The 11,852-nt window shown below is 60.5% G+C and carries 10 protein-coding genes and 2 pseudogenes; 4 read left to right on the top strand and 8 right to left on the bottom strand.

All coding sequences use genetic code 11. The features are described 5' to 3' along the window. Window positions 1-27: 27 nt before the first annotated feature. Window positions 28-1,353, top strand: coding sequence for a S8 family peptidase (locus NKJ88_RS01320; RefSeq protein ID WP_352443417.1), 1,326 nt, complete (start codon window positions 28-30; stop codon window positions 1,351-1,353). On the opposite strand, the gene NKJ88_RS01315 is transcribed toward NKJ88_RS01320, so the two are convergent. Both NKJ88_RS01315 and NKJ88_RS01310 read right to left on the bottom strand, forming a co-directional pair. Continuing rightward, entirely contained in the window at window positions 1,350-1,856 is a 507-nt protein-coding gene (locus NKJ88_RS01315) for a thermonuclease family protein (RefSeq protein WP_352443416.1), read from the bottom strand. The genes NKJ88_RS01320 and NKJ88_RS01315 overlap by 4 nt on opposite strands. Next, window positions 1,798-2,031 (bottom strand): thermonuclease family protein, encoded by a 234-nt coding sequence (locus NKJ88_RS01310; RefSeq protein WP_352443415.1) that lies wholly within the window; start codon window positions 2,029-2,031, stop codon window positions 1,798-1,800. The genes NKJ88_RS01315 and NKJ88_RS01310 overlap by 59 nt, the downstream gene beginning before the upstream one ends. Before the next feature lie 588 nt (window positions 2,032-2,619). On the opposite strand from NKJ88_RS01310, the gene NKJ88_RS01305 reads away from it, so the two are divergent. Beyond that, entirely contained in the window at window positions 2,620-2,931 is a 312-nt protein-coding gene (locus tag NKJ88_RS01305; protein ID WP_352443414.1) for a DUF736 domain-containing protein, read from the top strand. A gap of 172 nt (window positions 2,932-3,103) precedes the next feature. On the opposite strand, the pseudogene NKJ88_RS01300 reads toward NKJ88_RS01305, so the two are convergent. The 3 genes and pseudogenes from NKJ88_RS01300 to NKJ88_RS01290 form a co-directional block, all read right to left on the bottom strand. Beyond that, a pseudogene (locus tag NKJ88_RS01300) lies at window positions 3,104-3,550 on the bottom strand (Ros/MucR family transcriptional regulator); the annotation flags it as partial. Between the two features lie 363 nt (window positions 3,551-3,913). Continuing rightward, entirely contained in the window at window positions 3,914-4,162 is a 249-nt protein-coding gene (locus tag NKJ88_RS01295; protein ID WP_352443413.1) for a conjugal transfer protein TraD, read from the bottom strand. A 1-nt stretch (window position 4,163) separates the two neighbouring features. Continuing rightward, window positions 4,164-4,490: pseudogene (locus NKJ88_RS01290) on the bottom strand (conjugal transfer protein TraD). 172 nt (window positions 4,491-4,662) lie between these two features. On the opposite strand from NKJ88_RS01290, the gene traA reads away from it, so the two are divergent. Together traA and NKJ88_RS01280 are read left to right on the top strand one after the other, a co-directional pair. Then, a complete protein-coding gene (gene traA, locus NKJ88_RS01285; protein WP_352443412.1) occupies window positions 4,663-7,710 on the top strand; it encodes a Ti-type conjugative transfer relaxase TraA in 3,048 nt (1,015 codons plus the stop codon). Between the two features lie 129 nt (window positions 7,711-7,839). Further along, window positions 7,840-8,055, top strand: coding sequence for a helix-turn-helix transcriptional regulator (locus NKJ88_RS01280; RefSeq protein WP_032998854.1), 216 nt, complete (start codon window positions 7,840-7,842; stop codon window positions 8,053-8,055). A gap of 449 nt (window positions 8,056-8,504) precedes the next feature. On the opposite strand, the gene gabD is transcribed toward NKJ88_RS01280, so the two are convergent. The 3 genes from gabD to NKJ88_RS01265 all read right to left on the bottom strand — a co-directional run bounded on the left by gabD (window position 8,505) and on the right by NKJ88_RS01265 (window position 11,833). Continuing rightward, a complete protein-coding gene (gene gabD / locus NKJ88_RS01275; RefSeq protein WP_352443411.1) occupies window positions 8,505-9,959 on the bottom strand; it encodes an NADP-dependent succinate-semialdehyde dehydrogenase in 1,455 nt (484 codons plus the stop codon). Between the two features lie 90 nt (window positions 9,960-10,049). After that, on the bottom strand, window positions 10,050-10,637 hold the full coding sequence (locus tag NKJ88_RS01270; RefSeq protein ID WP_352443410.1) for an NADPH-dependent FMN reductase: 588 nt from the start codon (window positions 10,635-10,637) through the stop codon (window positions 10,050-10,052). A gap of 74 nt (window positions 10,638-10,711) precedes the next feature. Next, entirely contained in the window at window positions 10,712-11,833 is a 1,122-nt protein-coding gene (locus NKJ88_RS01265; protein WP_352443409.1) for an ABC transporter substrate-binding protein, read from the bottom strand. Window positions 11,834-11,852 lie beyond the last annotated feature (19 nt).

Here is an 11,852-nt window from a genome sequence, read left to right as displayed (position 1 = left end):
CCTGAACACTCCAACTGGCAATAGTACTTGCAGAAATTCCTTTGTGTAAATCTGGTTGCACGGAGACGTATCCTGGCAGACCTCGATTATGTGATCCTTCGACTTGGACCGGACGGAAAAAGAGCCATTCTTCCGGACCCGTCAGTCGATGAGATGCTTGGCAGCATACGCGAATCACATCCAAACGCGGGTGAGACGCTTGTTGCAAAGCGACTCGAAAGACCCTTAAGACATGTTCATAGCGTCGACACGGCGAGTCTTAACGAGCGGCAGGCGGCAGACGCAAGAAGGGATCCAAACAGTCTGCTGGCACTCAACATGCCGCTCTCGCTCATTGAACCGATCCATGCCGGCAAGGCCAGGTCTGCGGCGAGCCGCAGCGTTTCGTCGGAAGCCAAGGATGCATGGGGGGTTCTTGAGGTCCTTGGTAGCAATTCCGCCGACCTCTCTGGCGCTGGCGTCAAGATCGCAGTGTTGGACACCGGGATTCGGGGAGAGCATCCCGCTTTTGTCGGCGCAAACCTAACCCAAAAGAATTTCACATCGGGCGCAGATCAGGACAATCATGGCCATGGTACTCACTGCGCAGGAACTATTTTCGGTCGCGATGTCGACGGAAAAAGAATTGGGGTGGCACGAGGGGTCACAGATATTCTCGTCGGAAAGGTGCTTGATGACAATGGTCGCGGTAACATATCTGCTGTCCTCGAAGCATTGAAGTGGGCACATAGCGAAGGCGCGAATATTGTCTCAATGTCTCTTGGTTTTGACTTTCCAGCACTGCAGCAGCGCTTGCAAGACAGCGGCAACCCACAGAAAATCGCCACATCTAAAGCATTGAAAGCCTATCGCGAAAACATTGCCTTGTTCCGGACACTTGTCGACTTTCTTTTAGTAGAAACGGCTGACAGAAAAGGCATGGTGATCGTCGCAGCGTCAGGGAATGAAAGTCTACGGGACGAAAATCCAGATTTCGTGATTGACGTCAGTGTGCCGGCGGCGGCCTCACCAAACATCGTTTCGGTGGGTGCCGCGAGTCGTTCCTCTGCCGGCTTGCACATAGCGCCCTTCTCCAACATCAATCCGAAGCTTTGCGCGCCCGGAGTCGATATTCTTTCCGCAGCGCTCGATGACAAACTACGCCTCGATAGTGGGACAAGCATGGCATGCCCACATGTCGCCGGTGTCGCCGCTCTCTGGTGGGAGTGGGCCGAAACAGTCAATGGCCGAGCAAACGGCGAAACGGTTCGCGCCCAGTTGCTGGCAGGGTGTAATCTGAACCGCTTTGTTCCCGGACTCGACTTTGTCGACCGTGGAGCGGGAATGGTCCGAGCACCGCAGAAAGCGGTTTAGCACAAGCTCTCACACTGAATGCCATCCTTGTCGCGATCGAGCTTGCTACCCCAAGAGCAATTGGCCAGATACCAATTCGCTTCATCGCACGAACTGATCTGCGGGCAGGTTCGCCACGGCTGACAGGAATAGCTCTGCGCCACCTGGTTGTTGATGATCCCGAGAGGCTGGCTAATCGCTGGAGCCCTGTCCGCATGCCCCGCACGCCAATCCCAAGGCGCTTGAAACTTTCCGACCCAGAGTCCGACCTTTGCCGCCCTTGCCTTCGCCTGTTGCCCTGCATAGGCCCCGAGGCTGTAGCGGGGCCAATGCAGCGCGTGGCCGTGCTTCACCATCCAAGATGCCACGCTGGTGCTGTCAGCACGTCTGCAATCGCCTACGAAGCGGCCGTAACGATCCCAGGAGACAAAGGAGCACTGCACGGGCTTGGAGGTCGCGAGGAAGTTATCGAGCGCCTTTGCCGTCGTCGCAATACTGCTTGCTCTCGGGCGCGTCGATGCCATTGAAGCGGATTCGCTCGCCATGGATCTCGATCGTGTCGCCATCGATGACCGATGCAACGCCTGCGATCGGCGCCGGCTTCGAGCCGAACCAGTTCGATGCATTGAAATCCGGCAAACTTTCGCTGTGCTGGATGGCGGTCTGCGCGACTAGCGCGCCAGCGGCAACCACAGTCACCAAGATAAGCCGTGAGATCGGAAATCCTCACGGCATTGGGCGGCTTGGAAGCCGCTGCCTCAGCAATCTCTCGGACGCTTTCGAACCGCCCCGAACGCGATGGTGCAGCCCAAAGATCAGGGAAATCGGGCGTCCCTTCTTCACCGGTTGGAGTAGTGACTGACACTGTCCTGGCGGTTGAGCTAACGTCTTTTGGCCGAAGCGTAGAAGCGTTTCGGCGCGGACGATGATGGCCATAACCGATTGTAGCCATACTGGCGTTTCCTCTCGCCGGTTCGTTCTAAGCCACACCCAGGGCGTCCTCGAATGGATTGGGTCTGACCGAAGACCGCCTTCGCCTCACTCAGTCTCGATCGTCTCCCCGCAACGACGCCGCTGCGTTTTTTCCCCTGGCCGCTGCGCGTCCATTCCTCGCGGTTCAAGGAAGCCTCGCGTCGCCATCCTCCACTTCGTTTCAGCCCCTAAGGACCACCCCATTGCGCAAGCGCAACGGGGACCCCGGTGGGTGCGGACCGATCGTCTCCGGTCTCACGACCACCATCGAGGCCGCGACGGGCGCGGCCCGAGAAAACAGAAGGAACCACCAAAATGGCTACGATCGGCACATTCTCGCGCACCGCGAACGGCTTCTCCGGTTCGGTCAAGACCCTCAACCTCAACGTCAAGACGGTGACGTTCTCTCCGGCCGATGGCGAAAATGAAAAGGAGCCCGACTTCCGAATCTTCGCCGGCGCCACGGAGTTCGGGGCGGCATGGAAGAAGACCTCGCGCGAGGGCCGCGACTACCACTCCGTCAAGCTCGACGATCCCAGCTTCCCCGCTCCGATCTATGCGAGCCTGGTCGAGACAGACACCGAGGGCGACTTTTCGCTCATCTGGTCCCGCCGCACCGCAGAGTGATCCGACTTGACACGAAGCCCCGCCGCAAGGCGGGGCTTTGCCATGTTCAGGTCCTACACAGCCTGGCACGTCGTCCGCCAGGTCCAGCGCGCTACGCTTTGGCCGGTGCCTTGCGCGCCTTCTTCACTGGTGACTTGATGGCTGCCGCAGCTGTTCTCGCTGCTGCCGAGCGAGCATCCCGCTTTGGTTTTTCCGCCGCGGCAGGAGGCGCAGCCGCCTTGCGCCCGAGCCCTGATGCCTTCGCCAGAGCCGAGCGGGTGGCCGCGTAGTTCGGTGCCACCATCGGGTAATCGGCAGGCAGGTTCCACTTCTGCCGGTATTGGTCAGGGGTGAGGTTAAAATGCTGAAGATGCCGCCTGAGCGATTTGAATTTCTTTCCGTCTTCCAGACAGATGATGAAGTCCGGCGTCACCGACTTCTTGATCGATACTGCCGGCTCCTGCTTGATCATAGGTTCTACCGCCGGCGTGCCGATGCCTTTCAGAGCGGCATGGATATCGCCGATCAATTTCGGCAACTCGCCGACCGGTAGTGGATTGTTCGACACATAGGCGGCGACGATGTCGGCCGCTATCGACACGGTATCCAGCTGGCCGTATTGTTGGAGAGCAGTGGTCATATAACTTCCTCTTATTGTGTCGGACGAATTGAGCGACGTTTGATTTCCCCGTGCCGCCACCGAGGAATAGTACGTTTCTCTGTAAAATCCAAATCTCTTGCACAACACTATAAGAGTAAGCTTCGCTTTCATCGTTCTGATCGCCTGCGGATACCCTTGTCGACTCGATGGGAAGCGAGGAACTTCCCCTCGCTTCCCCGCCAATGCCGCCTGTGCAGAGCAGGGCCGCAGGCTCGCAAGGCGGCCGACTGCAGCAACAATGGCCATCAATTTCCATCCGCTCCGCTCGACCGTGTAGGAGTGGTTGTTGGCCAAGTGTGACTTAATGGGCGGCTTGGATCGTTCGCCGCTCGGCGACCACCGCTATGTTCGCTGGCTCTTTTGGTCTTCATGCCATTCCGATGCAAACGCCAGCTTCCCCTTCGCATTCCATAGGTCCCGAGCATGATCGCCTTCATCGCTCTGCAGTTTGGCGGCGATCCAAAGCAGCGCGCCGTACATGGTGGTGCGATCGTCGTTGGTCAGATCAACGATGCCTGCCTTGACGACGAGACCGCCAAGTTCGATGAGCTGTCGCGTGCGCTGGCGTCGCTCGACCTGCCAGGTGCGCATGTCATTGCGAGCCAGAGCCGCTTGCCGGCGATTGTGTGCTGCCTTGTTGCGCTTGAGTGCCGCGTGGGTTGCGCTAAGATGCCGAAGCAGTTCGCCGGGACCTGCTCTCGAAAAACATCACCCCACGCTTAGCCCATGCTTCACGCTTTGAGATGTCTTTCGTCTCGGCAATTGCGACCAGTGCACCGGCCAGTTCGTCGCTGCTGAGCTGATCGGCGCCGGTGGCGATCACCAGTTCGCCAAGCTGCTGCATCTTTCGCGTCTTGAGCTCGCGCGCTTTTTCTTCCAGCGCTTTCAGCTCCGCGTCGAAGTCTCGTGGTTTGCGCATGGCTGTCTCCGTCGGTTGTCTATACAGCAATGATAGGCGAGCGTCCGCCGGAAGGCTTCAGCGTTGCCGAGACAGCCCGGGACGGGCTGGTCCATCCCGAGATTTTTTCGAGGGAGGGCGCGCTTATACGTCGTGCCGACGTGCGCTTTGACGTGTAAATGATCCTGTCGCGATGGCGATCTATCATCTTCACGTCAAGGTCATTGGCCGCAAGGCAGGCTCAAGCGCCGTGGCGTCGGCCGCATACCGCTCGGCTTCGCGATTGCGTGACGCGCGGATCGAACGCAGCCATGATTTTTCAGCCAAACGTGGTGTCGTCCATTCCGAAGTGATGCTGCCTGCGAATGCACCCGAAGCCTGGCGCGGCCGCGAACGGCTGTGGAACGATGTCGAGGCGTTCGAAGTCCGCAAGGATGCGCAGCTTGCCCGCGAGGTCGAGTTTGCGCTCCCGCGCGAACTCAGCCAGGCGGAAGGCATCGAACTGGCGCGCGACTTTGTACAAGTCGAGTTTGTCAGCCGGGGCATGGTGGCCGATCTCAATGTGCATTGGGACAGGGCGGAGGATGGCAGCCCCAAACCGCATGCCCACGTCATGCTGACCATGCGGTCCGTGGACCAGAACGGATTTGGTCCGAAGGTTCGAGACTGGAATGCTACCCAGATGGTTGAGCGCTGGCGCGAGCGGTGGGCGGAGCTGGCCAATGAACGGCTGGCCGAACTGGACATCGACGTGCGCATCGATCATCGCAGCCTGGAAGCGCAGGGCATTGCCCTGGAGCCGCAGACGCAGATTGGTGCGCCAGCCCAACGCATCGAGAGCAGTGGCCTGGACGCTGGCGACACTGAAGCAGATCGCGCCGAACTGCATCGCGAGATCGCACGCAACAATGGTGCGCGCATTATTGCCGATCCATCCCTGGCGCTCGATGCCATCACGCATCAGCAATCGACCTTCACCCGAAAAGACATTGCGAAGTTCTCGCATCGCCACAGCGACGGAATGGAGCAGTTCAACGAGGTGGTGGCAGCCATCAGCAACGCACCCGATCTGGTCGAACTCGGCAAGGACGGACGCGGCGAAGACCGTTTTACCACCCGGCAGATGATCGAGACCGAACAGCGCCTTCACCGCGCTGCGGAGCGTATCGATTTGGACGAGCGACACGCGGTGAGTGAGGCACATCGCGACGCAGCGCTGGCGCGGGCTGCGCAACGCGGGCTTGTCCTGTCACGTGAGCAGACCGATGCGCTTGCGCATATCACCGATGGTCGCGGTCTTGGTGTCGTTGTCGGGTTTGCCGGAACGGGCAAGAGCGCCATGCTTGGCGTTGCGCGCCAAGCATGGGCAGCGGCGGGCTACGAGGTTCGAGGTGCGGCACTCTCCGGCATTGCCGCCGAGAATCTCGAAAGCGGATCGGGCATCTTGTCACGCACCATCGCCAGTATGGAACATAGCTGGGGACAGAACCGCGATCTGCTCACCGCCCGCGATGTGCTGGTGATCGATGAGGCCGGCATGGTCGGCACGCGCCAGTTGGAGCGCGTGCTTTCCCATGCGGCGGACGTTGGCGCAAAAATCGTCCTCGTCGGCGACCCGCAGCAATTGCAGGCAATCGAAGCCGGCGCTGCATTCCGCTCGATTCGCGAGCGACACGGCGGCGTCGAAATCGGTCAGGTGCGCCGGCAGCGCGAGGACTGGCAGCGTGATGCCACGCGCGATCTGGCAACCGGCAGGATCGGCGCCGCGATCGGCGCCTATGACGCGCAAGGAATGGTGCATCAGGCTGCAACGCGCAATGAGGCGCGAGGTGAACTCGTCGAGCGCTGGGATCGCGACAGGCAGGCCCATCCAGAGGCAAGCCGGATCATTCTCACCCACACAAACGACGAGGTGCGCGCCCTGAACCAGGCAGCGCGCGAGCGCATGCGCGCTGCTGGCGATCTCGGCGACGAGGTTCAGGTGGATGTGGAACGCGGCCCAAGAAACTTCGCCAGCGGCGACCGGGTCATGTTCTTGCGCAACGAGCGCGGGCTTGGCGTCAAGAACGGCACGCTCGGCATTGTGGAAGAAGTCAGCAAACAAGGCATGACCGTGCGCACCGATGATGGCAGGTCGGTGCGGTTCGACCTGAAAGACTACGCGCACATCGACCACGGCAATGCCGCAACCATTCACAAGGCGCAGGGCATGACCGTCGACCGGACCCATGTGCTCGCCACGCCGGGCATGGATGCGCATGGCAGCTACGTCGCACTGTCGCGGCATCGAGACAGCATGGAGCTGCATTATGGCGGCGACGACTTCAGTACGCGGGACCGGCTGGACCGCACGCTGTCACGGGACCGCGCCAAGGACATGGCGTTGGATTACAAGCAGGTCGACTCAGCGCACAGCTATGCCGAGCGGCGCGGCATCACGTTCCGCGAGCGCGTGGTCGAGATTGTGCGCCGGATCGTTCCGGAGAAGCTGCGCGACAGGATCGGCGGATTGCTGGACGGGTTGCGCTCGCCCGCAGACGGCGAGCCCATGCAGGAACGTGGACCTGGGCCGGGAAGGGAGAGTGTTGGGGTGCGGATCGGAGATGCAGACGCGACGCCCGGCAGAGGAAATCTCGCCACCGGAGTGCCACGCGCCGCGAATGTGCCGGTGGACGCGGAAGCGGCGTTGCGAAGCGCTCGTACGAAGGCGCTTGTTCGTCACGCACGCGCTCTCGACGCGACATCGCACAACGGAAATGCGGATGGGCTGGGCAGTCCCGAGCAGATGCGCGAGTTGAGGGATGCACGTAGCGCCTTCGAGAAGGTGCGGCCGTATGGCTGGCGCGATGCTGAAGCGGCTTATGTGAAAAATCCCGAGCTGGTTCGTGAAGCGGGTGCCGGCCGCGTCAATCGAATCGTGCTTGCTCTCCAGCTTGAAACGGAAATCCGCACCGGGATGGACATCGATCCCGGCCGCCGCGCCGACCGTTTCGTCGAACGCTGGCAAAAGCTCGATCGGACGGGACGGGAGCAATATCAGACCGGCGACATGTCCGGCTACAAGTCAACGCGTTCGGCCATGTCCGATATGGCCAAGAGCCTTGAACGCGATCCTCAACTTGAATCCCTACTGGCCAATCATAAGAAGGCGCTTGGCATCCAGGTCGAATCCGGCCGGCGTCTGGGTGTGGAACTCGCTTTCAACCACGGCATTGGCAGCGGCCGTGGCATAGGAATCTAAACCCTCCGATTCGCCGCCGTTTTCACGCCCCAGATCGACGCGATGACAAATCTGATTGCGCGGCGACCTTGGGTTGTCCTGTCTGGTTCCAGCAGGTGCCAAATGCTCTCAGCGAAAGACAAGGCAGCCATGCCTGAACTGGATCGTATCATTCGCCTTAAGACCGTCCTCGCGCGGACCGGCTTGTCCCGCTCGACGATGTACCGAAAAATCGGCGAAGGCACGTTCCCGGCCCAGGTCAAGATCAGCTTAAACGGTGCGGGATGGAGGGAGTCGGACATCAATCGGTGGGTCGCTGATCCTGTCTCATGGCACACCAATGCATCACGAAAAAACAGCGACTAGTGGCGGTGGAGTGGCAGGTTGCGCCCATCGTTGAACAGTCCTCTCTGATGTAAGTTCAACGACTGGGAAGGGGCCGCAAGCGGGCTGTCCGCTTCGGAGGTCGCAAAACGAATAGCAGCCAGCCAGCCATTTAGACGATTGAGTTCGACCAAGAAGACGCGCACTCCCCGACAGAGATGCGGCTGGTTGTTGCTTTTTCCGAAAGCCATCCGGCTCAACTCGCACACGCAGCCCGAAGCAGGCATTGGACACGAATGCAGCGATACCCGTGCTCGAGTGATCGAGCCTGTTGCAGTCAACGAAAGGTTCTATCTTTTCCCGCGCCCTTGGTCTCGACAGCGCGGCGAATGAAGCTTCGCTTTCGGAAACGTGGCCCCGAGCGTTTGCTGTTGCTTCAGGGGGTCGGAAGCCGCTGCAGCAACAAATCGCGAGGAACTCGCCACGCCTTCTTAGGTGATGCCACCGAGACACACGTATTTGATTTCAGTGAACTCCTCGATGCCGTAGGGCGACCCCTCCCTGCCCAGACCGGAGGCCTTGATGCCGCCGAAGGGCGCCTCGGCTGTGGAGATCAGCCCGGTGTTGACGCCGACCATTCCGTATTCAAGTGCCTCAGCGACGCGAAACACTCGCGACAGATCTTTGGCGTAGAAGTAAGAGGCGAGGCCGAATTCAGTGTCATTGGCTTGCGAGATTACGTCCGGCTCGTCCGCAAAGCGGAAAAGCGGGGCAAGCGGACCGAAGGTTTCCTCCTTGGCGACGGACATTCGCGGGGTGACGTCCGCAAGGACGGTAGGCTCATAGAACGTGCCGCCCAGCCCATGGCGCCGCCCGCCATGGACGATGCGTGCTCCTTTCGCAACGGCGTCCGAGACATGCGCTTCGATCGTGACAAGTGCGGGTGCATCAATAAGCGGCCCGAGCGCAACCCCTTCCTCGAACCCGTTCCCGATCTTCAGTTTGCCGACAGCGGCGGCAAGTTTGTTGGCGAAAGCATCATAGACAGCATCCTGCACGTAGAAGCGATTGGCGCAGATGCAGGTCTGACCGTTATTGCGGAATTTCGCTATCAACGCTCCTTCGACCGCCGCATCGAGATCGGCGTCGTCGAACACGATGAATGGGGCGTTCCCGCCGAGTTCCAGCCCGAGTTTCTTGATGGTCGGAGCACATTGGCGATACAGCTCAGCGCCGATCTCGGTAGAACCGGTGAAGGTGAGTTTCCGCACCATAGGGTTGTTGGTCATCTCCCCGCCAATTTCGCGAGCCGAACCGGTAATGACGCTAAGCAGCCCGGCTGGAAGGCCGGCCCGCTCCGCAAGGACGCCAAGAGCGATTGCGGAGAACGGGGTTTGCGAGGCAGGTTTAAGCACCATGGCGCAGCCGGCGGCCAGCGCAGGGCCGGCTTTTCGTGTGACCATGGCGTTGGGAAAATTCCAAGGTGTAATCGCCGCCACCACGCCGATCGGCTGCTTCATCACCAGGATACGCTTGTCTCGCTGATGCCCGGGAACAATATCGCCGTAGATCCTGCGTGCTTCTTCCGCGAACCATTCCACAAAACTGGCGCCGTACGCGATCTCCCCCTTCGCCTCATCCAGCGGCTTGCCTTGCTCATGTGTGAGGATACGTCCAAGATCTCCCTGGTTCTCCATCATCAGTTCGAACCAACGACGCAGGACACCGGCTCGCTCCTTCGCGGTGCGCACCGCCCATTCCTTCTGAGCCCTCTCGGCCGCCACAATGGCGGCTTTCGTCTCCGCGGCCCCAAGCTTGGGAACGATGCCAATCACCTCGCCTGAAGCAGGGTCATTGACCTCAATGGCATTTGCGGCATCGGCTTCAACCCACGATCCTCCGATCAGGGCTGCTTGCCTGAATAGCGTCTTGTCCTTGAGTTGCATGGATCGTGTCCTCCTGTTCCCAACGTCGTCTGCAGCGTATCTGCTGGAGACGTTTCGATGTGTCAGTCCTCCAGCCTCGCAGACGTTCGGTTAGCCGGCGCCCGCCTGTTGAACGTCATTGGAGCCCCACGGTCTTTCAGATTGATGGTCGCGCACGAACAGCCGAAAAGCGGCCAAATGCCCGGCTATTGCTTCAGCGGTGTTTTCGTCGCGAAGGGTTCCGTCGGCGGCGAACCTGGAGGCGGCGTGGCTGACGAAAAATTCAGGTTTGTTCAGCAAGCGCGCATCGAAGAAGACCATGATCTGACGGAGGTGGTACTGCATGCGCGCGCCGCCGAGCATCCCCGTTGAAGCCGATTGGAGGGCAACGGGCTTCCTGGCGAAAGGGTTGTTAGTATCTCGGGAAAGCCAGTCGAGCGCATTCTTGAGCGTGCCCGGGACGGAGTGGTTGTATTCGGGCGACACCACGATGACGCCATCAGCGGCTGCGATGGCGTCAGCCCATCTCGTGACGATCTCAGGGGTTTGCGCGATATCGGCGCAGTAGGGCGGAAAGCGTTCCAGGCCATCGAGCAGCGTGAGCCGCATGTCGCTTGGCGCCAGTGCAGCGAGGTTCCGCGCAAGCATCATATTGAACGAGGCCTTACGCAGGCTCCCGCAGATGACGACGATATTCATGGCTCACCTGTTGCAAACGTGGGGCCGGGGCGGAGGTCCGCCACCGGCCCGTCCACCCGATACCCTGACGGCCTCTAGTGCGGCAGCGCCTTGTCGGGATGCAGTCCGGGGTGCCCTGGCGAGGGTTCGCCTTTTGGCTCGCCGAGGTAGAGTGCTATCTGGGACCGGAAGCTTTCGACGGCGGCACGGTCGGCAAGAAATTTTCCGAAAGCCGTCGGATCGCCGTTCTTGTACTCCCAGATCGGCTTGTAGCCGTCCGGCGGCGCAACATCGGTGCGCACCGACCACATGTACCAGACGTTCTTCTGCGTCTCCTTGTCGAGCAACCAGCTCAGATAGAGCTTGGCGGCCTCGGGGTGTTTTGCCCCCTTGAGGATGGCGGCCTGCTGTGGCCAGGCGACGAACGGATCCTCCTTTGGCAGGACGAAGCGGGAGACCGTGCCGGGGAACGGCACCAGCCCGCCATCGGTCGAGAAGGTGACGGTGGCCTGGCCGCCTTCCACCATGTCCGTCGGCGCTTGCGTGCCGCGCACATAGATCGGCTCCTGCGTGGCGAGTTGCGCCACGTAGTCCCAGCCGTATTTGTCGACGACCTGCTTGAACCAGAACAGCACGGCATCGTCGTCGGTCGGATAGGTCAGCACGATCTTGCCCTTGAATTCAGGGCGCAGATAGTCTTTCGCCTCTCGCGGCCATGTCGCCTGATCCGGGAGCAGCTTCGAGTTGACGAGGTTGGAGAACGCGTCGACGAAGACGCCTGTATAGGCGCCGTCCGCATCCTTGAAGGCGCGGAAGACCTTGTCCCAGCCTATCGGCTTGTAGGGCTGGAGAACGCCCTCCTTCTTCCAACGCGGAAAGTTCTGCAGCGTCTGGATCTGAACGATGTCGGGGACCAGTGTCTTGGTGGCGATCTGGTTGTCGATGCGGGCTTCGTGAAACTTGGAATAGTCCACGATGACGTCGAGCGTCACACCCGGGAACTTCTGCTCAAACGCCTTTTTGGTGCCGTCCTGCTGGCCGGGCGTGTCGCCTCCGGCATAGACGATGACGCGTCCGCCCTCGGCAAGCGCTGCCTTGTAGAGCTGATCCAGGCTGCGGCTCTCGGGATAGACGCCGGCGGCCAGTGCGTTGCCGGCAGTTGCCAGCAGACTCGCGCTCGCCGCCAGGCCCAGGGCCGTTCTTCGGTTCATGTTCATGCAATCTTCCTTCCAGGTT

Origin of the sequence: Mesorhizobium sp. M0016 (assembly GCF_040324035.1) — a bacterium.
Taxonomy (GTDB): domain Bacteria; phylum Pseudomonadota; class Alphaproteobacteria; order Rhizobiales; family Rhizobiaceae; genus Mesorhizobium.
Note: the sequence above shows the minus strand (reverse complement) of the source record. Positions and strands in the feature narration are given on the sequence as shown.

Bases quoted from the DNA above. Each gene is read 5' to 3' on its own strand.
- NKJ88_RS01315 (WP_352443416.1), bottom strand. From the start codon at position 1,856: ATGGCATCGACGCGCCCGAGAGCAAGCAGTATTGCGACGACGGCAAAG.
- NKJ88_RS01305 (WP_352443414.1), top strand. From the start codon at position 2,620: ATGGCTACGATCGGCACATTCTCGCGCACCGCGAACGGCTTCTCCGGT.
- NKJ88_RS01295 (WP_352443413.1), bottom strand. From the start codon at position 4,162: ATGCGCACCTGGCAGGTCGAGCGACGCCAGCGCACGCGACAGCTCATC.
- traA (WP_352443412.1), top strand. From the start codon at position 4,663: ATGGCGATCTATCATCTTCACGTCAAGGTCATTGGCCGCAAGGCAGGC.
- NKJ88_RS01280 (WP_032998854.1), top strand. From the start codon at position 7,840: ATGCCTGAACTGGATCGTATCATTCGCCTTAAGACCGTCCTCGCGCGG.
- gabD (WP_352443411.1), bottom strand. From the start codon at position 9,959: ATGCAACTCAAGGACAAGACGCTATTCAGGCAAGCAGCCCTGATCGGA.
- NKJ88_RS01270 (WP_352443410.1), bottom strand. From the start codon at position 10,637: ATGAATATCGTCGTCATCTGCGGGAGCCTGCGTAAGGCCTCGTTCAAT.
- NKJ88_RS01265 (WP_352443409.1), bottom strand. From the start codon at position 11,833: ATGAACATGAACCGAAGAACGGCCCTGGGCCTGGCGGCGAGCGCGAGT.